At 65.6% G+C, this 21,256-nt stretch carries 21 protein-coding genes; 7 read left to right on the top strand and 14 right to left on the bottom strand.

The genetic code is table 11. The features are described from left to right. The first annotated feature begins 146 nt into the window (after nucleotides 1–146). The 5 genes from ureE to SxD43FB_RS06485 are packed head-to-tail and all read left to right on the top strand — an operon-like array spanning nucleotide 147 to nucleotide 6,246. Nucleotides 147–647 carry an urease accessory protein UreE gene (gene ureE, locus SxD43FB_RS06505; protein WP_096061484.1) on the top strand — a complete coding sequence of 167 codons (501 nt, stop codon included), beginning with the start codon at nucleotides 147–149 and terminating at the stop codon, nucleotides 645–647. Next, the gene (locus SxD43FB_RS06500; protein ID WP_255245611.1) at nucleotides 598–1,317 is read left to right on the top strand and encodes an urease accessory protein UreF; all 720 of its coding nucleotides are present in this window, start codon (nucleotides 598–600) and stop codon (nucleotides 1,315–1,317) included. Before ureE ends, SxD43FB_RS06500 begins: the two co-directional genes overlap by 50 nt. Next, the gene (gene ureG, locus SxD43FB_RS06495; RefSeq protein WP_096061483.1) at nucleotides 1,314–1,967 is read left to right on the top strand and encodes an urease accessory protein UreG; all 654 of its coding nucleotides are present in this window, start codon (nucleotides 1,314–1,316) and stop codon (nucleotides 1,965–1,967) included. The genes SxD43FB_RS06500 and ureG overlap by 4 nt, the downstream gene beginning before the upstream one ends. Then, nucleotides 1,967–5,326 (top strand): ATP-binding protein, encoded by a 3,360-nt coding sequence (locus SxD43FB_RS06490; protein WP_096061482.1) that lies wholly within the window; start codon nucleotides 1,967–1,969, stop codon nucleotides 5,324–5,326. Before ureG ends, SxD43FB_RS06490 begins: the two co-directional genes overlap by 1 nt. After that, the gene (locus SxD43FB_RS06485; RefSeq protein ID WP_069064956.1) at nucleotides 5,323–6,246 is read left to right on the top strand and encodes a DNA-binding response regulator; all 924 of its coding nucleotides are present in this window, start codon (nucleotides 5,323–5,325) and stop codon (nucleotides 6,244–6,246) included. Before SxD43FB_RS06490 ends, SxD43FB_RS06485 begins: the two co-directional genes overlap by 4 nt. A gap of 233 nt (nucleotides 6,247–6,479) precedes the next feature. Here the strand turns inward: SxD43FB_RS06485 and SxD43FB_RS06480 are convergent, their stop codons facing one another. The 5 genes from SxD43FB_RS06480 to SxD43FB_RS06460 form a co-directional block, all read right to left on the bottom strand. Further along, nucleotides 6,480–7,469 carry a threonine/serine dehydratase gene (locus SxD43FB_RS06480; protein ID WP_096061481.1) on the bottom strand — a complete coding sequence of 330 codons (990 nt, stop codon included), beginning with the start codon at nucleotides 7,467–7,469 and terminating at the stop codon, nucleotides 6,480–6,482. A gap of 35 nt (nucleotides 7,470–7,504) precedes the next feature. Then, nucleotides 7,505–7,942 (bottom strand): response regulator, encoded by a 438-nt coding sequence (locus SxD43FB_RS06475; protein ID WP_083217070.1) that lies wholly within the window; start codon nucleotides 7,940–7,942, stop codon nucleotides 7,505–7,507. Beyond that, the gene (locus SxD43FB_RS06470; protein ID WP_096061479.1) at nucleotides 7,939–8,367 is read right to left on the bottom strand and encodes a hypothetical protein; all 429 of its coding nucleotides are present in this window, start codon (nucleotides 8,365–8,367) and stop codon (nucleotides 7,939–7,941) included. The genes SxD43FB_RS06475 and SxD43FB_RS06470 overlap by 4 nt, the downstream gene beginning before the upstream one ends. 50 nt (nucleotides 8,368–8,417) lie before the next feature. Further along, nucleotides 8,418–8,765, bottom strand: coding sequence for a hypothetical protein (locus SxD43FB_RS06465; RefSeq protein WP_096061478.1), 348 nt, complete (start codon nucleotides 8,763–8,765; stop codon nucleotides 8,418–8,420). Between the two features lie 72 nt (nucleotides 8,766–8,837). After that, the gene (locus tag SxD43FB_RS06460; protein ID WP_069064959.1) at nucleotides 8,838–9,296 is read right to left on the bottom strand and encodes a helix-turn-helix transcriptional regulator; all 459 of its coding nucleotides are present in this window, start codon (nucleotides 9,294–9,296) and stop codon (nucleotides 8,838–8,840) included. Between the two features lie 395 nt (nucleotides 9,297–9,691). Here SxD43FB_RS06460 and SxD43FB_RS06455 point away from each other — a divergent pair, with 395 nt between their 5' ends. Continuing rightward, nucleotides 9,692–10,318 (top strand): glutathione S-transferase family protein, encoded by a 627-nt coding sequence (locus tag SxD43FB_RS06455; RefSeq protein WP_096061477.1) that lies wholly within the window; start codon nucleotides 9,692–9,694, stop codon nucleotides 10,316–10,318. Between the two features lie 114 nt (nucleotides 10,319–10,432). On the opposite strand, the gene SxD43FB_RS06450 is transcribed toward SxD43FB_RS06455, so the two are convergent. Then, the gene (locus SxD43FB_RS06450; protein WP_037474800.1) at nucleotides 10,433–11,182 is read right to left on the bottom strand and encodes a Bax inhibitor-1/YccA family protein; all 750 of its coding nucleotides are present in this window, start codon (nucleotides 11,180–11,182) and stop codon (nucleotides 10,433–10,435) included. A 138-nt stretch (nucleotides 11,183–11,320) separates the two neighbouring features. Here SxD43FB_RS06450 and thpR point away from each other — a divergent pair, with 138 nt between their 5' ends. After that, the gene (gene thpR, locus SxD43FB_RS06445; protein ID WP_096061476.1) at nucleotides 11,321–11,878 is read left to right on the top strand and encodes an RNA 2',3'-cyclic phosphodiesterase; all 558 of its coding nucleotides are present in this window, start codon (nucleotides 11,321–11,323) and stop codon (nucleotides 11,876–11,878) included. A 33-nt stretch (nucleotides 11,879–11,911) separates the two neighbouring features. On the opposite strand, the gene SxD43FB_RS06440 is transcribed toward thpR, so the two are convergent. The 8 genes from SxD43FB_RS06440 to SxD43FB_RS06405 all read right to left on the bottom strand — a co-directional run bounded on the left by SxD43FB_RS06440 (nucleotide 11,912) and on the right by SxD43FB_RS06405 (nucleotide 21,130). Then, on the bottom strand, nucleotides 11,912–12,451 hold the full coding sequence (locus tag SxD43FB_RS06440; RefSeq protein WP_096061475.1) for a superoxide dismutase family protein: 540 nt from the start codon (nucleotides 12,449–12,451) through the stop codon (nucleotides 11,912–11,914). A 477-nt stretch (nucleotides 12,452–12,928) separates the two neighbouring features. Further along, a complete protein-coding gene (locus tag SxD43FB_RS06435; RefSeq protein ID WP_096061474.1) occupies nucleotides 12,929–14,014 on the bottom strand; it encodes an OmpA family protein in 1,086 nt (361 codons plus the stop codon). Between the two features lie 200 nt (nucleotides 14,015–14,214). Continuing rightward, nucleotides 14,215–14,712, bottom strand: a complete 498-nt coding sequence (locus tag SxD43FB_RS06430) for a DUF2793 domain-containing protein (protein ID WP_096061473.1) — start codon at nucleotides 14,710–14,712, stop codon at nucleotides 14,215–14,217. A 30-nt stretch (nucleotides 14,713–14,742) separates the two neighbouring features. Beyond that, a complete protein-coding gene (locus SxD43FB_RS06425; RefSeq protein ID WP_096061472.1) occupies nucleotides 14,743–16,941 on the bottom strand; it encodes a phage tail protein in 2,199 nt (732 codons plus the stop codon). A gap of 94 nt (nucleotides 16,942–17,035) precedes the next feature. Continuing rightward, entirely contained in the window at nucleotides 17,036–17,437 is a 402-nt protein-coding gene (locus SxD43FB_RS06420; protein WP_096061471.1) for a hypothetical protein, read from the bottom strand. Beyond that, nucleotides 17,434–18,249 (bottom strand): DUF2163 domain-containing protein, encoded by an 816-nt coding sequence (locus tag SxD43FB_RS06415; protein WP_096061470.1) that lies wholly within the window; start codon nucleotides 18,247–18,249, stop codon nucleotides 17,434–17,436. Before SxD43FB_RS06415 ends, SxD43FB_RS06420 begins: the two co-directional genes overlap by 4 nt. Continuing rightward, complete coding sequence (locus tag SxD43FB_RS06410; protein ID WP_096061469.1) at nucleotides 18,246–20,576, bottom strand: DUF2460 domain-containing protein; 2,331 nt, start codon at nucleotides 20,574–20,576, stop codon at nucleotides 18,246–18,248. The genes SxD43FB_RS06415 and SxD43FB_RS06410 overlap by 4 nt, the downstream gene beginning before the upstream one ends. Next, nucleotides 20,576–21,130 carry a tail tape measure protein gene (locus SxD43FB_RS06405; protein WP_096061543.1) on the bottom strand — a complete coding sequence of 185 codons (555 nt, stop codon included), beginning with the start codon at nucleotides 21,128–21,130 and terminating at the stop codon, nucleotides 20,576–20,578. The genes SxD43FB_RS06410 and SxD43FB_RS06405 overlap by 1 nt, the downstream gene beginning before the upstream one ends. Nucleotides 21,131–21,256 lie beyond the last annotated feature (126 nt).

Here is a 21,256-nt window from a genome sequence, read left to right as displayed (position 1 = left end):
GGAGGGGGACCGCCGCGAAGCGGTGGTGGAGGGGGCGCGCACTACGGCGCGTCCCTGCCAAATTTGCCCGCAACCGCCCGCCCCCTCCACCAGCCTGCGGCTGGTCCCCCTCCCCGTACCGGGGAGGAACGAGAAAGCCTTTACCCATGCTGACCGCCCGCGAAGTCCTGCCCCACGGCCACTGGTCCGGCCCCGCCGCCGACCATATCACGCTCGACCATGACGCGCGCCATCGCCGTCGCTGGGTCTATACCGCCGACCATGGCACGCTGTTCCTGCTCGACCTCGCCCGTGCGACGGTGCTGAACCATGGCGATGCGCTGCAACTGTCGGACGGGCGCCTGGTCGAAGTCCTCGCTGCGCCGGAAGCACTGGTCGAAGTCACCGCTACAGACCCGTCCGCAATGATCCGCCTCGCCTGGCATATCGGCAACCGGCATCTGCCCGCCGAATTGCACCCCCACGCCATCCGCCTGCGCGACGATCATGTCATCAACGCCATGCTGGAAGGGCTGGGCGCGACCGTGACCAAGATCAGCGCCCCCTTCACCCCCGAAGGCGGTGCTTATTCGGGCGGCGGCCATCACCATCACGGCCATGATCACGATCACGATCACGATCACCACAGCCACGACCATGCTGGCTGACGCCGCGCTCCACCGCCTGCTCGCCTGGACCTCGCCTTCCTATCCGGTGGGCAGCTTCACCTACAGCCACGGCCTGGAAACAGCGGTCGAGGATGGCCGCATCACCACCGCCGCCCATGTCACGGCCTATGTCGAGGCGGTGCTGGCGCGCGGCGGCGGCTGGATCGATGCGGTGCTGTTCGTCCACGCCTACCGCGCAGCGCCAGACGACGACGCCTTCGACGCCCTCTCCGAACTCGCCGCCGCCTTTCGCGGCAGCAGCGAAACCGCGCTCGAAAGCCGCCAGCAGGGCGGCTCCTTCCTCTCGGTCACGCGCAAGGCCTGGCCTCACCCCGCGCTCGACGCCTTCGCCGCGCGTAACGGCGATCACCCGATCGCGCATGCCACCGTCATGGCGCTCGCCTGTGCGGCCCATGAAATCCCGCTCGAACCCGCGCTGCACGGCTGGCTCCACGCCACCGCCGCCAATCTCGTGTCCGCTGGCGTCCGCCTCGTGCCGCTCGGCCAGACCGATGGCCAGCTGGCGCTCGCCGCGCTATCCCACGCCATTCCCGCCATTGCAGACAAGGCGCTCATCACCCCGCTCGAAGATCTCGGCACCGCCGCGCCCGACCTCGAACTCGCCTCCCTCTCCCATGAAACCCTCTACACAAGGTTGTTCCGCTCATGACTCCGGTTTCTCTTGGTCACAACGGTCCCCTGCGCGTCGGCATTGGCGGCCCGGTCGGCTCCGGCAAGACCGCGCTGACCGACCGGCTGTGCAAGGCGATGCGCGACCATTACAACATCGCCGCCATCACCAACGACATCTACACCCGCGAGGATGCGGAGTTTCTGACCCGCTCCGGCGCGCTGGTGCCTGAACGCATCATGGGCGTGGAAACCGGCGGCTGCCCGCACACCGCCATTCGCGAGGATGCCAGCATCAATCTCGCCGCCGTCGATACGATGCACCGCAAATTCCCCGGCCTCGAACTCATCTTCATCGAAAGCGGCGGCGACAATCTGGCCGCCACCTTCTCGCCGGAACTCGCCGACATCACCATCTATGTCATCGACGTGTCGGCGGGCGACAAGATCCCGCGCAAGGGCGGCCCCGGCATCACCCGTTCCGACCTGCTGCTCATCAACAAGATCGACCTCGCCCCGCTGGTCGGCGCGGACCTGGGCGTCATGGACCGGGACGCGAAGAAAATGCGCGGGCAGCGCCCCTTCCTCTTCACCAACCTCAAGGACAATATCGGGCTGCCCGCCGTCATCGACTTCATCGTCGCCACCGGCGGCCTGCGCCCTTATTCCGCAGACACCGCCGCCCTCTGATGGACCGCGCCGCCTATGTCCTGCGCGAAAAGCGGCTCTACAATAAGTGGGTCGCCAGCCAGACATTGGAGGATTATGCCCTGCGCTACACCGCCGACAGCGCCCGGCGCTGGTCGGCGGGGCAGGTCGCCAATACCGCCATCGGCGCGACCGCCTTCCTCGCCTGCGAAGCGATCGGCGCGTCCATCACCCTGACCTACGGCTTCGCCAACAGCGTCGCCGCCATCGCCGCCGCCGTCGCGCTGATGTTCGTCATCGGCCTGCCGATCGCCTATCACGCCGCCAAGCACGGCCTCGACATCGACCTGCTCACCCGTGGCGCAGGGTTCGGCTATCTCGGCTCGACCCTCACCTCGCTCATCTACGCCAGCTTCACCTTCCTGCTCTTCTCGGTCGAAGCGACGATCATGGCGGTCGCGCTCACCGCCATGACCGGCATGCCGATGAGCGTCGCCTATCTGGTCAGCGCCCTCGTCGTCATCCCGATCGCGCTCTACGGCATGAGCGCCATCACCCGGTTCCAGATCGCGACCCAGGGCATCTGGATCGTGCTGCAAGTCGCGCCGATCGCCTATATCCTCTGGTCCGGCCCTTCCGCGCTGGCGGAATGGTCGCGCTTCACGGGTCAGCTTGGCGCGCCCGATGGCAGCGTCAGCCTGCTCTATTTCGGCTTCGCCCTCTCCACGCTCCTCTCGCTCCTGCCCCAGATCGGCGAACAGGCGGATTATCTCCGCTTCCTTCCCAGCGCGAAAAAAATCGGCAAAGGCAAATGGTGGGCGGCGATGCTCGCGGGCGGCCCCGGCTGGACGCTGATTGGCGGCATGAAACTGCTGCTCGGTTCCTGGCTGGCCCATTATCTGATCGGCGGCGCAGCCTCGGCCAGCGACGCCGCCAATCCAACGGCGATGTTCCAGGCGATCTTCACCGCCATGTCGGGCCATGCCGGGCTGTCGCTGCTACTGACCGGCCTGTTCGTCATCATCTGCCAGCTCAAGATCAACGTCACCAACGCCTATGCCGGCTCCATCGCCTGGTCCAATTTCTTCGCCCGCCTGACCCACAGCCATCCCGGCCGTGTCGTCTGGCTGCTCTTCAACGTCCTGCTCGCGCTGCTGCTGATGGAAGTCGGCATCTTCGACGCGATCGAGGCGATCCTGATCCTCTACGCCACCGTCGCTGCGGGCTGGATCGGCGCGCTGGCCGCCGACCTCATGATCTCCAAACCGCTCGGTCTGTCCCCTGCAGGCATCGAATTCAAGCGCGCCCATCTCTATGACATCAACCCCGTCGGCATCGGCGCGATGCTGCTGTCCATCCTGGTGTCGGGCAGCGCGCATCTGGGGCTGCTGGGGCAATTGGCGCAGGCGTTCGCGCCGGTCATCGGCATGGCCGTCGCCTTCACCGCCGCGCCGGTGATCGCGCTCCTCACCCATGGTCGCTACTATATCGCGCGCCGCTCGCACTGGGCCGAGGGCGCGGAAACCAAGAGCTGCATCATCTGCGAAAATGCCTTTCAGCCGGTCGATATGGCGCATTGCCCCATGTATGCCGCGCCCATCTGCTCGCTCTGCTGCACGCTGGAGGCGCGCTGCCATGATCGCTGCAAATCCGACAGCCGCGCCACACAGCAGGCCGCGCGCTGGCTCGAACGGCTGCTGCCCCAACGCATCGCCCGCTATGTCCATACGCCGGTCGGCCATTTCATCGCCGTCATGGCCGCCATCACCATCGCCAATGCTGCCTTGCTGGGCGGCATCAACTGGCAGATCGGCCGCCGGATGCCGGACATTGCGGCGGAGATGTCCAGCTTGATGCTCGGCCTCTTCCTCCTCTTCTCGCTCATCGGCGGGGTCATCGCCTGGATGATCGTCCTCGCCCATCAAAGCCGCCGCACCGCGATGCAGGAAAGCGAGCATCATGTGCAAAAGCTGATGGAAGAGGTGATCGCCCATGACGTCACTGGCGCGGAGCTGCAAAAGGCGAAGGAAGCCGCCGAATCCGCCAATGCCGCCAAGAGCCGCTATCTCGTCAGCGTCAGCCACGAAATCCGCTCGCCGCTCAACAGCATCTACGGCTATGCGCAATTGATGGAGCGCGGCCACGACATCGCGCCCGTCGAAGCCGCCAAGATCATCCGCCGCAGCGCCGAACATCTGACCAATCTGGTCGAAGGGCTGCTCGACATCAGCCAGGTCGAAAGCGGCGTCCTGCGAATCAGCAGCGAAACCGTCCGCCTTGCCCCCTTCGTCGATCAGATCGCCAACATGTTCCGCCCGCAGGCCCAGTCCAAGGGGATCGAATTTCTGTTCGAGCGGCCCGAAAAACTGCCCGATTTCGTCCGCACCGACCAGAAGCGCCTGCGCCAGATCCTCATCAACCTGCTCTCCAACGCGATCAAGTTCACCCGCACCGGCTCGGTCACCTTCCGCGTCGCCTATCGCAGCCAGATGGCGACCTTCGACATCATCGACACCGGCCTTGGCATCGCGCCCGACGACTTGAAGCGCGTGTTCGACCCCTTCGAACGCGGCAGCAACCCCGACGCACAACGGCAAAAGGGCATCGGCCTTGGCCTCTCCATCACCCAGGCATTGGTCCAGATATTGGGCGGCGACCTCTCGGTCGTCAGCGAAACGGGCAAAGGCACCCAATTTACCGTCCGCCTGATGCTCGGCCATGTCGCCAACCCGATCGAAGACGCGCCCCCAGTGGACCGGATCTCAGGTTATGTCGGCGACCGGCGCAAAGTGCTGTTGATCGATGATGATCCGTCGCAGGTCGCGGTGTTGCGCGGCCTGCTCGAACCGCTTGATTTCACCGTGATGGAAGCGCTCAGCGGTCGCGCTGGCTTGGAGATCGCCAAAAACAACGCGCCCGACATCGTGCTGCTCGACATCTCCATGCCCGGAGAATCCGGCTGGGACATCAGCCGCGCGCTGCGCGAAACGCTTGGCGGCAAGGTGCGGATCATCATGGTGTCGGCCAATGCCCATGAATATCATCGCGGCGGCGACGGCCGGGCGGCGCACGACATGTTCCTCATGAAGCCCGTCGATCTCGACGCGCTGCTAGACGCGATCGCCGATCAGTTGCATATTCGCTGGACCGGCGACGCGCCGCCACCCGAAACCCCCGCGCCCGACGACCTCCTCCTGCCCGATCTGCCGGAGGATGCGCTGCCGATCCTGGCCGATATCGAACAGAAGGCGATCATCGGCCATGTGCGCGGCATCGAATCGAGCATCCGCGCGCTGGAGCAAGCCGTGCCCCAGGCCCAGCCGCTCGCCGCCCGGATGCTCGCCCATCTCGACCGTTTCGACCTCAAGGGGCTGATAAAAATCATAAGGGCCGTAAAATGACCACCCCGACGCCGCGCTCCGATACCGTCCTCGTCGTGGACGACACGCCCGAATCCCTGCGTTTCCTCACCGACACGCTGGAGGCCGCGAACATCTCGGTCCTCATCGCCACCAGCGGCGAAGCGGCGCTCGAACTGCTCGACCATGTCGTCCCCGACCTCATCCTGATGGACGCGGTGATGCCCGGCCTCGACGGGTTCGAAACCACCCGCGCGATCAAGCAATTGCCCCAGGGCGCGCCGGTGCCGATCATCTTCATGACCGGCCTTACCGAAAGCGAGCATGTCGTCCATGCGCTCGAAGCGGGCGGCGTCGATTATGTCCGCAAGCCCATCGTGGTCGAAGAACTGCTCGCCCGCGTCCGCGTCCATATGGCCAACGCCCGCCAGACCCAGGGCGGCCATTATGCGCTCGACGCCACCGGCCGCAATCTCATCGCCGTCGGCGCGGATGGCGCGCTCTCCTGGCGCACGCCGGGGGCCGACAAGCTCATGGAAGCGCTCGAACCCGCTTGGTCGCGCACCGACACCGCGCTTCCCGCCATGCTCCGCGCGCCCGTCGCCCGCCTGCTGCCCGATGATCTGCCATCGGGCACCACGGTCAAGACCGAAAGCCCTGGTGGCGATACCGTCGAACTCATCATCGTCGGCCGCCCCCGCCGCGACGAAGTGCTGATCCGCCTCAACCATCTCGACCCGCTGGCCGACATCGCCCGCCTGCAAAGCCATTTCGGCCTCACCCAGCGCGAAGCCGAAGTGCTGCTCTGGATCAGCTATGGCAAACCCAACCGCGTCATCAGCGAGATATTGGTCATCAGCCCGCGCACCGTGAACAAGCATCTGGAACAGATTTTCGAAAAACTCGGCGTCGAAACCCGCGCCGCCGCCGCCGCCTTCGCCGTCCGCGTCATCGCGCACTGACGCGACCGCTCGCACCTAGAGCGTGATGACTTTACTCAGAACCGTTCGTCCTGAGTAGCCATTGAGCGAAGTCGAAATGGCGTATCGAAGGATATAGAGCGCAGTCGGCCCTTCCCTTCGATACGGGTCTTCGACAAGCTCAGCCCCTACTCAGGGCGAACGGAGTGATCCTACTTAAAGTCATCATGCTCTAGCCCCGTTCGTTTCGAGCGAAGTCGAGAAACGCGCGCGCCTCAATCCGTCCCAGTCAATATCGCCGCATAATCCACCGGATCGACATTGCTCCCCGACAGCACAACCACGCTGACCCCGTCGGTCGGCGGTGCCAGCCCGTTCATCATCGCCGCCAGCGCCACCGCCCCGCCCGGCTCGACCACCAGCTTGAGCGTGGAAAAGGCAAAGCGCATCGCGTCCCGCACCTGCCGATCAGTCACCACCAGCCCGCCCGTAACCAGCGCCTTGTTGATCGGGAACGTCATCGCGCCCGGCATCGGGGCCTGCAACGCATCGCAGATCGACCGCGCATCCGCCGCCACCGCCTCGCGCACGCCACTGCGTAGCGACCGGGCGGTATCGTCAAACCCCGCCGGTTCGACCGTATAGATCGCCACTTCCGGCACCTGCGCCTTCACCGCCGTTGCGACCCCGGCCGTCAGCCCGCCGCCACCGCAACAGACCAGCACCTGCCCCAGCGTCGCGCCAGCATCCTTGACCTGCTCGACAATCTCCAGCCCGACCGTCCCCTGCCCGGCGATGATGAACGGATCGTCGAACGAGGGCACCAGCGTCGCGCCCCGTTGCTCCGCCAGCGCGGTCGCGATCGCCTCGCGGCTCTCGCGCAGCCGGTCATAGGTCACGACCTCCGCCCCCAGCGCGCGCGTATTGGCCAGCTTGATCGCGGGCGCATCGGCAGGCATTACGATGGTCGCCGCGATGCCGAGCAACTGCGCGGCGTCAGCGACACCCTGCGCATGATTGCCCGAAGACCAGGCGACCACGCCCGCCGCGCGCTCTTCCGCATTCAGCCGCGCCAGCCGGCTATAGGCCCCGCGGAATTTGAACGATCCGGTCCGCTGCGCGCCCTCGAACTTGAGCAATACCCGCCCACCGCATAGCGCGTTGAGCCTGTCATTCTCGATCAGCGGGGTGCGGACGGCCGCCGCCGCGATGATCCAGGCGGCGTCGGAAATGTCGGCGGGGGTGATGGCAAGCGGTTCTGTCATGCCGCATCCTAGCGCCATGATCGACCCGCACGCAATCAGTGCATCGCGCTCCAGCGATCGGCCATCAGGCGAATGTCGATCGCCAGCGACAGCGGATTGAACGGCTTGCTCAACACCCCGGCGGGGTCGAGCGCGCGCATCTCCTCCTCCGCCTCATGGCCCGAACTGTCGGTCAGGAAAATGACCGGCATGTCCGCAAAGGCGGGATCGCGGCGCAACCGCCGCAATAATTCCGGCCCGCTCATATCCGGCAATCGATAATCCAGCATGAGAATGTCCGGTCGCGCATGCTGCGCCAGGCACAGGTCGATCGCCGCCGCGCCGCTCGGCACGCTGCGGATGGTCATGCCGGTATCCAGCAGCGTCGCCATCTCGACCACCAGCCGCATGTCGCTGTCATTATCGACATGCAAAATTCGATAGCTTTGGCTCATCGCCACGGACTTTCCAGATAGGGGATGCAGCCGCGTCATGCCGCGATCATCCTGCCGCGCCGCCGCCGGAACCGGCGGTCGAGGACGATCCCGCGCACCATGAACAGCTGCATCGGTATCGCCCATAAATTATGCAGCCCTTGATAGACTTTGGGCGTCAGTTCGGGCTGCACCAATGTCGTCACATGGATCGCCACCGCCAGAAACTGGCAGGCGGTCGACCAGAGCGGCCAATGGTAGTCGCTGCGCAAACTCAGCCATAGAAAGGCGAACAGACACGCCGCATCCACCTGCAACAGCGAATAGGCGGTGACTTGCCAATTGGGCTGAATAACGGTGACGAGTACGCCCGCTACCGTCTTGAACAAGATGATGGCGGCACCCAAGCGCCCGGTCATGCCGCCCTTTGCCGCTGCATAGAGGCAGCAGCAAAGGGTCATGATCCAATAGGTCAGAAGCAGCATGGCCGTGGGGTCACTTCATGGTCACAGGCACCGCATCATTGCGGATCGGGTTAGGCGACCTCACGCAGCTGCGCTTCCTCGACGAAAGGCAACGGACAGATCGGCCCGACCGTGCAGCCAATCTCCACTTTGCGCAGATTGGATTCCATCTTCATCTCGATCAGCTTCTGATGCGCGCTGACGAAGGCGCCGCGGCCCGCCACGATGGTCGAAAAGCCATTGGCGATATCTTCCAGCACCGGCTGCGTCATCGCGTCGTTCAACTGCGCGTCGCTGAACGCTTCCAACACGTCGGTCGTCAGCATCGACAGCTTCTTGAGCGCCCCGTCGATCGCATTATGCGTGCGGCCGATATCGGTCACGACACGGCGGGCGAGCATCGGATTATAATCAGGCATGGCATATCCCCTCGCGGAACCGCATGGCTCCACGTTGCTAGATTGAAAAGATGGAAAGGTCGGGCGGCGGCGTCAGGACAGGACGACGAACGCACCCTTGCTGATGATGATGATCGCCGTCGCGGTGATCATCAGGAAAAAGGCAATCCGGGCTATCGCATATAGCCTCTGCTGAACGGTCAGGTCATTCGTCTTGCCTCCGATGGGCGGCAGGCCGATCCGTTCGACTAACGTCACTGGCTCGGCAGCCGGTAGGTCCACAATGGAGGAATCCTGCGGGTCATCAAGGCGGGACGGCTTTAATTCAAATTGTTTGAACGGCTGCGCGCTCTCCGCATCCATCAGGATACGGGCCGCATCGCGCCGATTTTCCGCGCCCAGCGTGACGCGGGCGCGGTGGATATATTGATCGACGGTCTGGTGCGACAGGCCGACTTCAGGCGCGATTTCCTTAGAGCTGCGCCCGCTCGCGGCGAGGCGCAGGCATTGTTTCTGCACGTCGGACAGCTTGGCGATCCGATCTTCCAACATGCGTCTCCCCTGCATCTGCTGCGACGGTACGGGCCGGGCCTGGATCATAAAGGAATACCATGAAGCATGAGCAATATCGCGACTTATTAACGCCTGACCCCTTTCCTATCTCTGAATCTTGCCGGGAAAAATCGGAAAATTCGGACATGTTTCGCATAACCCGTGCCCCGACTGGGCATCGTTGCGAAATGCGGATCGCATACGAGTCATCGTCATTCCCGCGAAGGCGGGAACCCATCTCCCAACCTTCGGTCTTTCGATAGGGCCTGAGATGGATCCCCGCCTTCGCGGGGATGACGAAAAACCTATAGATCCTGAACGGCGCAACGATCCCCCGACTGGTTCCGCCGCCGCTCTTGCCGCATAGTCGTCGCCGCCCATCAGGAGTCGATCCCATGACCAGCCTCACTTTCTACACCAACCCCATGTCGCGCGGGCAGATCGCCCGCTGGATGCTGGAGGAAACCGGCGTCGCTTATGACACGGTCATTCTAGACTATGGCAAGACCATGAAGGCTCCCGACTATCTCGCCATCAACCCGATGGGCAAGGTGCCTGCGATTCGTCATGGCGACACCATCGTCACCGAATGCGCCGCCATCTGCGCCTATCTCGCCGACGCCTTCCCGGCCGCCAATCTTGCCCCACCCACCGATGCGCGCGGCACTTACTATCGCTGGCTCTTCTTCGCCGCCGGGCCGCTCGAAGCTGCCATCACCAACAAGGCGATGGGCTTCGTCCTGCCCGAAGGCCGCGAACAGTCGGTCGGCTATGGTACGCTCGATGATGTGCTCCAGGCTTTGGAACAGGCGGTTGCCGTGCCCCAATGGATCTGCGGCGACCAATTCACCGCCGCCGACGTCTATGTCGGCTCTCAGGTCGATTGGGGCCTCGCCTTCGGCACCATGCCCGCAACACCCGCGCTGACCGCCTATGCCGACCGCCTGCGCACCCGCCCCGCCTATCAACGGCAAAAGGCGATCGACAACGCCCTCATCGCCGAAATGCAGAAGCCAGCCTGATCGATCCCGTTCGTGTCGAACGAAGTCGAGACACGCTGCCACGCGCAGGCCCAAAACGAAAAGGCCCAGCGGATCGCTCCGCCGGGCCTTTTCCTATTCTCTTACCGCAAGCGATCAGTCGCGGCTGCCGCCCATGAAGCGCAGCAGGAACAGGAACATGTTGATGAAGTCGAGATAGAGGTTCAGCGCCCCCATGATGACCGTCTTGCCCATCATGTCCGTGCCCTGGACATAGGCATACATGCTCTTGATCTTCTGCGTGTCATAGGCCGTCAGACCCGCGAACAGCAGCACGCCGACGCCGCTGATGACCAAATCCATCACGCTCGACTGGAGGAACAGGTTGATCAGCATCGCGACGAACAGCCCGACCACACCCATGATCAGGAAAGTGCCGAATGCCGACAGATCCTTCTTGGTGGTGTAGCCGAACAGGCTCAGGCCCGCGAACGCAGCGGCGGTCGCAAAGAAGGTCTGCGCGATCGACGTGCCGGTATAGACCAGGAAGATCGACGAGAGCGACAGGCCCATCACCGCGGCATAGGCCCAGAAAAGCCCCTGCGCAGCCGCCGTCGACAGCTTGTTGATGCCAAAGCTCAGCACCATCACGAAAACCAACGGCGCGAACATGATGACATATTTCAGGATGCCGGGACCGCCCAGCACCTGCGCGGCCATGCCGCTCGACGCAAACAGCATCGCGACGACGCCGGTCAGCAAGACGCCGCTCGCCATATAATTATACACCGACAGCATATAGCTGCGCAGTCCGGCGTCGAACGCCGCGCTACGGTCAGCGGTCGCGCCGCCAAAGCCCGCCATATTCGAACGGGTGTCGGAACGGGGGTCGGACCAGTTGGCCATGAAATTCGTCTCCTTTGTCGGTCATCCAATGCCGACGCCTCTATTATCGCCCTTTTACCCGGCATATTCAAGTGCGGGGTGCGGCAGCATTCTTACGTTACAATTGGCGCGGTGCCCGTAAATGACTATCACCGCCTTATGCATCGCCTGTTCGTCGCCGTCCGCCCTCCTGCCAGCCATCGCGCTGCGCTGCTCGCCATCATGGCGGACGTAGCCGGTGCCCGGTGGCAAAGCGATGCCCAACTCCATCTCACCCTGCGCTTCGTCGGCGAAGTGGATCGCCATCGCGCCAATGATCTGGTCGATACGCTCCGCCTGATCCGCTTTACCCCCTTCGACGTCGCGGTCGCGGGGGTCGGCATCTTCGATCGCAAGGGTGTGGTCGATAGCCTCTGGGCCGGGGTCGAACCGCGTGATCCCCTCGCCAGCCTGCACCGCAAGATCGATCGCGCCTGCGTCGCCGTCGGCTTGCCGCCCGAAGGCCGCGCCTATCGACCGCATATCACGTTGGCGCGCTTTGGCCGGGGCGGCGGTCTGCTCGACCCGTTCCTCGCCCGCCACGCTGCCCTGACCAGCCCGCCCTTTGCGGTCGACAGCTTTGCCCTGTTCGAAAGCCATCTGGGTCATGACGGGGCGAGCTATCACGCGATCGCCCGTTTCGGCGCCCATGTCGGCGAAGGCGATTTCCAAGATTGAAGCGCGGCAGGCCAGGCCCGCCGCGCCACAGCATCATTTCGCTGCGATAACCCCGCAGGCGATGCGCCCGCCCGCATTACCGGCCGGATCGCTCTTATTATCGTCCGCCTGCGCATGGATCACGACCGCCGCGCCATCGGCATCCATCAACGGCATCGACCCGCCGCTGATCATCCCGCCCGCGACATGATATTCGATCTCGCCCGTGCCGTCCGGCCCGGCCAGCATATTGGGCATGTCGCCCATATGCATGCCCGCAGGATTATCCTTGCCATGCTGGCGATTGGTCGGGTTCCAATGACCGCCCGCGCTGGTAAAGTCGGGCCCGGTGCAAGTGCCCGTGGTGTGGATATGAACGGCATGCGTGCCGGGCGTCAGGCCCATCGCCTTGACGACGACATGCAGCCCATCGGCCGCCTGCGTGATCATCGCCTCGCCCCGCGCGGCGCCGTCGCCCGCCATCAGCTTGGCCCCCGCCATCGGCGCGGCGCTCGATGTGCTGTCCGACATGGTGGCACAACCCGTCGCGGCCATGGCAAGGGGAAGGGCGAAAAGCAGGGGCTTGAAATACATAATATACTCCCGGTGAGACGATACTGACTGGGCGAACGCTACAACAGGTCATTTTGTTGCAAATCATCGCCCCTTGTCGTGACGCACACGGAATAAAGATAGCAGACGCAGACTGCCAGCGCGATTTACTGTCGGCACGACCAGATACCCATCCGCCATCTAAGCCCGCGCTTCCCGGTCCAGGGTTGGCAACCCCATGGGAGCTAGCCACCCCGCTCCCGGCTTATCCGTCGACCCCGATCGTAACTGATAGATCCCGTTCCCCGGCGAATGCCGGGGTCCAGTCTGGAGCGTGGAACCGGCTTCGGCCGGAGAACAACGCCCATGGTCTCCTCACCGCGCTCAGCCATCAGACAAGGCGATCTTGCCTATACCGCGCCCGAACCACTCGGCACCCACAACTTTAAACGCAAAGAAAAAGGGGCTGGTCTTGCGACCAGCCCCTCATCCGTTCTCCATCCCGAAGGACGGAAAATCTTACATGCCCGAACCGGGACCGTAGGTGATTTCCACGCGACGGTTCTGCAGTTCGCGAACGCCGTCGGCGGTTTCGACGCGGGGGTTCGTTTCACCGAACGCCTGGGTCGTCATCACGCCGTCAGGGATACCCTTCGACGCCATATAGGCCTTAACGGCGTCAGCGCGACGCTGCGACAGACCGACGTTGTACGAAGCCGAACCCGACTTGTCCGCATAACCTGCCAGCATGACCTGGGCGCTGCCGCAGTTGCTGTAGGCCGAAACCGCGTTGTCCAGAATGGTGGCGGCGTCAGGCGTGACGTCCGACTTGTCCCATTCAAAGAAGACGATGTACGGTCCGGGGCTGCAATCCGCGACCGGAGGCGGCGGCGGAGGAGGCGGCGGGGGCGGCGGGGGCGGCGGCGGGGGCGGCGGAGGAGCCGCTTCGACCGGTGCGCCGAAGTTGTAGGTCAGGCCGAGCAGCAGGCTGTGCGTGCGCAGCTTGGTGCTTGCGGTCGAACCGGCCTGGCCATAAACGCTCTGATATGCCGGGATCAGCTCGATATCGTCCTGGTTGAAGAAACGATACTTCAGCGAAACGTCGACATTGTTGGTGACGGGGTAACGCACGCCGGCCAGAGCCTGCCATGCAAAACCGGTGTCGCTGTCGTTGACGATGTCCGAAGCAACCTTGGCGCGCGAAACGCCAACACCGCCGCCGACGAAGCCCTGCAGGCCGTCGTCAGGACCGAAGTCCAGCAAGCCGTTCAGCATGAACGACAGAGCCGAAGTGGCACCGCCGAAACGCTGACCAACCGGACCCATGGCATCGAGATCGATCTTGGCGCGCTTGTAGGCCGCTTCGGCTTCCAGGCGGAAACCACCAAAGTCGTAACCGATGTTGGCGTCGACGTCATAACCCTTGTGGTAGTCGATCGAGGGACCGGCGCGGCCACCAGGAGGGACTGCCGAGAAGGTCATGTTCTGGTCTTCGACCAGGAGCACACCGGCGTCTACGCCAATGTACCAGCTGTCGTCACGTGCCATAGCCGGGGTGGCCAAGGCAGTGGTAGCAAGAGCAGCCGCGAGGGCAAGCTTCCGCATCTGAATTCCCCTTTCAAAAGTGTCACGAAGGACTGCTGAAACCCTGTATCGGGAAGAAGGTTTCATGGCAAGTCCACAAATAGAGAAACCGTTGCAAAAATAGCGCAGTAGCACGCTGTTCGTGGACGGTTCAGGCTATTTAACATCCCCCTAATGCTAAAAGGTAAACATCCCAACAAAAAAATGGGATTGTTACAGAATTACGAATGAATGAGGCCATGTGCCCGCAAAGCAGTCAGCATCAAGGCGATGCTATTACGCGCCTGCGCGTCGATCGTTTCGCCCCCGGTCGGGGCTGCGATTCCCGGTTGCCGCGTCCCGACGACTTTCAGCTCGTCTATATACAGCCCGTCGCCCCGCTCGGCAGCACCGCGCCACGCACTGCCATCATGTTGCAGTGCATGATCGCGATCCACCACCAACAGCCGCAATCCCGCCTGCGCGGCGATAAATCGCCATCCGCCGTCGGTCCATAACGCCACCGCACCGTCATTCCCGTCCCACGCCCCCGTCGCCCCCTCAGCGACGATCCAGCATTGGCCAATCTCCGGCGCAACCGGCGGGCTGGCCAGGTCCGCGCTCTGCGCGACCCCGTGAACCAGCGCGTCGATCCGCACCAGCGCCTCATTGTGGAACATTTCCTTTTGCGCCTGCCCGGCGAACAAAAAGGGCAAGGCCCATCGCGGCGTTCCGTCCATATCCCGTCTCCCGATAAAGTCCCGCCAATGTCAGACGGTAAAATCGATCCGCGCCGCCCGCCCGGTCGCCCGCGTGCCCACCTGCCGCACGTCCAACACCAGCGCGCGCCCGGCCACGCCGTCCGCCGCGATCATCGCCGCATCATATTGCCATTGCGGCACCGTGCTTTCCGCAGCCCGCACCACCGCCCCGCCGTCCAGCACCGTCACCGCATAGCGCTCGCTCTCCTCGCCCAACGGCACGTCGCCCCCGCTCGCCCAGCGCCATCCGTTGCGGCTGCGCCGTGTCCAGCCGAACGCCCAGCCGTCCGCCGTCGGCTGCGCGGTCAGATGCACCGGCGCAGGCGGCATCACGGCGTCACCGCCGATCGTCAGCATCGCCGCCACCGGCACCGCATCGCCGCGCCCCACCGCCCGCACCTCGACCATCGCGCCGATCTCGCCCTGCCCGCCCAGCGCCGTCAGCGGCTCGACCAGCCGATCCTCCTCGATCAGCAGGAAAGCCTCGCCCGGCTCATGCCCCGCCATCGCCCATTCACTCCCGCGCAGCCCCCGCCGCAACCCGCGCAACATGAACCGCCCGGCCCCCAGCGCCTCGACGCCTGCAAACTGCATCAACTCGCGCCCGACCAGGCACAGATTCCGCCCCTGCGCCAACCCCGCCTCATCGGCCGGAAACACATCCATATCGTCGGCCAGCAACGCCACCGTCAGCGCATGACGCGCATCCACCAACGTCGCGCTCCCGACCGGCAAGGCCGTCTCCGCCACGCCGACCACCGCGCGCGGCGCGCTCGGCCCGATCGGCACCGCCTCGCCCGTCCCGCTCATCACGAACAGCGCCGCGCTGCGCCACCCCGCACCCCCGCTCGCCGCCGCCACGATCAGAGGCCCATCGGCCAACCCCTCGCGCACCGGCGGCAATTCGGCGAGCGCCAAATGCGTCGCCCCATGCGGCGCATCCACCTGCCGCACGATCGCGCCGGACGACGCCGCACCCGGCATCGCTGGCCCGGCCCCCGGCACCCGGCGCAGCGCCAACCGCACCGCCATGCCCTCCCATTCCCGCTCCTCGATCCGCCACAGCCCCGGCGCATCGTCCACGCTAACCACCGCGCCCACCGCCAGCGCCAGCGCCGACCAGTCGCACCGCAGCGTCATCGTCGCCCGCCCGGCCCATCCCGCCTGCAACCGCGCACCCGCCAAGGCCCGCGCCGCGCCAGCCTCCAGCACAGCCGGCAGTTCGACGCCGCGCTCGACCCGCCCCGGCCTCGGTCGCATCACCCGCTGCACCCCCGCCTGATAATCGCGCGCACCATCATAATGGCGCAGCGACAGCGCCACCGGCACCGTCTCAGCCGCCGCCGCCGACCGCTCGACCGCATCCATCGCCCGCCCATTGACCCGCCGCACCAGCATCGCGCCATCGACATGCGCGGCTGCCACGCTGCCCGCCACTGCCAGCCGCAATCCGCCCGCATCCCCCTGCAACGCCAGCCCATGCACCTCGCTCAGCGCCGCAATCGCCTCACGCACATCCCCGCCGCTCGCCGCAAAGCCCGCCACCTCCGGCAGCCCCTCACCCCCAAGCGCCCCGTCGCTCAGATCGGCCGCAATCGCCCCCACCGACACCGGCCTCGCATCCGCCACCACCTCGAACGTCAGCGACGGAATGCGATTGCCATAATCGGCCAGCGCCAGATCCTCGAACAGCACATAGGCCATCCCCCGATGCGCAGGCGTCATCGCCACCCCTTGCGCCGACGCGATCAGCGGATCGACCGGCTGGTCCACGCCGCCCAAATGCACGCGAAAGGCCGACAGCTCGGTCTTGAAATCCCCCGCCGCCCCGCGCAGCAAATTGCCATCGGCCCAGATCCGCCCGATCGACCCGATCGCCCGCGCCGACAATGCCACCGCAAAACTCGCGCTATAGCTGTAGCTGGCCACACTCGACTGCCCCTTGCCGCCACCGCTCTTGCTCCGCACTTCCTGCAGGTCCGTCGCCCAGATCACCGTGCCCGCCACCCGCATCGTCCCGAACAGGCGCGGAATCTGCGCGCCATAGGTCGATGTCTGGATCTGCAAATCGGACAGGCGCGGCCCCTCGCGCCCCTTGGGCTTGAACAGGATTTCCCGGTCGATCACATTGCCCAGCACCGCGCCGATCGCCGCCCCGATCGGGCCACCCAACGCTGTCCCCACCGCCGTCAGCACCACCGTCGCCATGACCGCTTCCTTTACATTTCAGTAAAACCGTTCGTCCTGAGTAGCTATTGAGCTTGTCGAAATAGCGTATCGAAGGATCGGGGCGACGCCCACATCACCATCCCCATTCCGCCCGCCACCAGCCCATCACTGGCCAGGGCGAAGCGCCCGGCATCTCCACCACCCGCCGCAACCCCGCATGAGCATGGACAAAACCACCCGGCACCAAAATCATCAGATGCAGTTGCAACGGCCCCGGCCGCACCAGCGCCAGGTCGCCCGACGCGCCCTGATCCACCCGGACCAGCCCCGCCGCGCCCAGCCAGCGCTCGGCCAGCCCGACCTCCCCGCTCCGCAACCCATAAGCGACCGGTGCCATCCCACTCTGTCCCGCCCGCCCCAGCGCCAACACCGCCAGCCCGACACAATCCACCCCGGCCTCGCTCCGCCCATGCAGCCGAAACGGCACGCCCAGCATCGCCCGCGCCGCCGCGACGATCCGTGTCGCCCCGCTCATGCGCCGGGATAGCGCGTCAACAGGTCCATCCCCGGCAAATAAGGCTCGCCACGAAAATTGACCGCATTGCCAAAGCGCCCGGCACAGGTCGCCAATTGCCGATCACACCCCTGCGTCAGCAGCGCCAGCGTCCCCGGCGCCACCGCAAAGGCAGGCGGATCGGTCAGCGTCACACCCGCGGCATCATTATCCGCCACCCCCTGCGTCAGTCCCGCATTGGCCCCGCCCAGCCAGCGCAGCGTGCCAAAAGCATAGCCCCCCGCCGTCAGCCCGCCGATCGCCACCACTGCATCCGCGACGCCCGTAACCGTCACCACCCGTCGCCGCCCGGCCATATCCACCCGGCACGCCCGATCACCCAGCCGCGCGCGGCAATCGGGCGCGGTCGATGGCACCACCGCCGCGCCCAGCACCGCCGCCGCACCCACCAGCTCGGCGGTAAAGGCCGCCCCTCTGCGCGCCACCGCACCCATCTCGCCCGACGCCAGCAACAGCCACAGCGCCCCCGGTTCTTCCCATTGCGTCAGCCGCAATTCCAGCGCCGCCCCGTCCCAGCGTCCCGCCATCAGGTCCGCCTCGCTGATCGCCTCGCTCGTCAACGCCCCGCCGACATCGCTATCCTCGCCATCCAGCCCGATGCCGCTGCGGATCGCCGATGGCGTCATCCCCGGCGCGGCGCGGTACAGCAGCCCGCCGATCATCAGATCGCGATCATGGCTGGTCAGCCCGATCGTCACCCCGTCCCGCCGTTCGATCCGCCAGCAAAAGGCCAGGGTGCCAAGCGGCTGGCCCAAACTCTCGGCCGCGCTCATTCGCGTATCTCCACCAGCGGCACCGACGGCGCTTCCCCGGCGGCAAATGTCGCGCGGTTGATGTCGATCCGGTCCTCGGCAAAGCGCACCGGCACGTCGAAGCGGAACCCGGCGGTCAGCAGCACGCCGTCCGCTGGCGCTTCCTCGAACGCGATCACCCCCAACCCGGCATGGCTCCATCCGCTGCTCATCTCGACCCCATCGGCCGCCACCCGGATCGTCCCCGCTACCGGCCGGGTAATGATCCGTCCCTGCGCCTCCGCGCCGACGCCATAATGACGCATCAGTTGGAAGCTGGTCCGCACCCCGTCGCCCATCCCCAGCCTCTGATCCAGCGGCCCCGGCACGCTGCCCGGCAACCCGCTGCGATCATCATAGGGATCGGCAAAGCGGAACCCCCGCGCCGCCCCTCGCCGCGCGCGAAAGAACCCAATCAGCGTGGCAATATCCGCCTCGCTCCGCACCCCCGGCCCCGCATCGAAGGACAGCCGCGCATCGGCCCAATCGCTGCTGCGCCGCTCATGCCCCGACGGGCTTTCCACGATCTGCGTCGAAAAGGCGGGCGACACGCTCGCCTCCCGCCCTATTCCCAAGGGAAAGACCACATCGTCAAAGGCTTGCATCGCATCCTCCCCATCCCGCCTGAAAAGCGTAAGACCATCGCGGCAGACCTGCGGCAGCGCCCAGAGGAAGGTCGCCGCGCTCCCCCGCGCGACCGACGCCTGCGCCGCCGCCACGATCTCCCGCCATTGCCCCGCCTGCTCCGGCAACAGCACGAAGCCCGACAGATAATGTTGCTCGTCCACCGGATAGCCCAACCGCGCCGTCGCCAGCGCCACCCCCTGCGCCGTCCGCGCGGGCCGCCCCTCCGTCACCCAGTCATAATCTTCCAACTGCAGCACATCGAAGGCAGGCGCTGCCCAGCCCACCGGCATGTTCGCCCGCTTGGCCTCCGGCGCCTGCGGGTCGAGGATCGTCGGCAGATAGGCCAGCAAATGCGTGACTGCCTCCGGCACCGCCGCCTTCACCGCCGCGCACAGCGCCGCCGTCGACGCCGCCAGCAGCGCACCCGCCTGATCCAGCAGCGCGCATTGGGCCGCGTCCAATTCCCCGCGCACATCGGGGATCGCCACCGGGCTCCCGCCAAAGGCCGCCCGCGCCGCCGCATCATAGAGGCATATGCGCCCATCGGCGGGCATCACCCACCACCAGGGTTCACCGACCTGAAACCGGATCGGCAATTCCGCCGCCAACCCTATGGAAACAAAGGCCAGCGCCACCGCTTGCAGATAAGCCATCGCCCCGCCATGCGCAGGCGACAGCAAGGTCGACGGCGGCACCCATCCGGTCAGCGCCGGGTCGCCATTGCCCGCCCGCTGCTTCCAGTCGTTCCAGCAATGCGCGTCGAACAATTCATAGGAGAGCGACCAGATCACATCGAAGCCCAGCCGCTTCGCCTGCGCCGCAAAGTCCCGGTGCCACGCCGCGCAGGGCGCATTCAGCGCGCCCCCGCTCAGGCTGACATATAGCCCGTCGCCCACGCGTTCGAGCCGGAAATAATGGCTCATGCCCACATAATGGTTGATTGCCCCACGATAGCCCAGCGCATGGATCGCCTCGACCACCCGCTGCGGCGTCTGGTTGAAACAATCATCATAGCCCGTCGCGATTCCGAGTCCATGTTCGGGCAACATCACATCGCCCACGACAAGCACCGATCCCGCGCCATCGCACCGCATCCCGGTCAGCTCGGCCCAACCCTCCTGCGCCCCGGCAAAGGGCGTCGCGCCCGCATCATAAGCGGACGGCACCAGCGAGATGAACATCCGGTCAATGTCGCCTGCCCAAACCGGATCACTCTCGTCAGGCAACAGATAACCACCCTCCAAGGCCGCAAAATTCAGCAGTATCTCCGCATCTTCCGGCCCGCCGCTCGCATAATTCCACAAGCGCACATACCAGGCCCGCGCCACCCCGCTTGCGTCCCGTCCCTCGATCGTCAGCGTCGGCCCATGCGTCTCGTCCAGCCTGCGCACGCCCCCGCTGCGCCACCGAAACCGCAACACGCAGTCGCGAAAATCCCGTGCCGTCTCATAGGCCAACAGCGGATGGCTCCACCCGTCCACCGCGTCCCAGATCAACCCCGCCAGATCGCCCGACCCATAGAAAACCGCATCCACCCGCACAGCGTCCGGCGCGGTCGTGACGACGCTCGCCATCATCGGGCGCGGAAAATTGACGGTCCAATGCGTCGGCGCGAACCGCTTGAAAAAGCGCGTCTCCTGCCCCCGCCGCGCGTCCGCCAGCCAATAGTCCAGTCCCGCCATCAGCCCAGCGCCCCCTTCACCGCCCGCGCCACCTGCCGCGCACTGCGCGCCAGCAAGCGCGGCTCGCTCTCGCCGCCGCGGCCATTAACCGCGATGCTCACCCGCACGTCACGCGCACCGCCGCCGCCCGCGACCACCTGCCCACTGCTCGTCGGCACGAACATCTCCGGCCCGCGCTCGCCGACCATATAGGCCCGCCCCGGCGCGACCGGCCCGCCCGTCGCCCGCCCCGGCAGTCCCAGCGCCGCCGTCAGCAGCGACGCGCCGAGGCTCACCAGCCCGCCGCCGCTGCTCCCCCCGCCGCCGACCGCGCCGCGCACCGCGCCCGCCGCAATCTCGTCCAGCACCGACAGCGCGATCCGCCGCAAATCCTCGAACCCGAACTTGCCGGTCCTTACCGCCCGCATCAGCCCCTGCTCGATCCGCCGCCCGGCCCGCTCGGCCCCCTCGCCCAACGGCCCCTCCAACCCCGCCCGCATCGCCTCGACATCGCGGCTCAACCCCTGCCTATCCGCCCGAACCCGCACCACCAGCGTCTCGATTTCCTCGTCCACCAGCGCCTCCCGATAAAAGAAAACCTTCTCCCCGGCGGGGAGAAGGATACGAAGCCTTGCCAGCGTGCTGGCTAGGCGCAGTTGGAAGAGGGGGCTCGACGCCCGATCCATAGAACCACGTCATTC

The sequence above is a fragment of the Sphingobium sp. D43FB genome, assembly GCF_002312805.1.
Taxonomy (GTDB): Bacteria; Pseudomonadota; Alphaproteobacteria; order Sphingomonadales; family Sphingomonadaceae; genus Sphingobium.
Note: the sequence above shows the minus strand (reverse complement) of the source record. Positions and strands in the feature narration are given on the sequence as shown.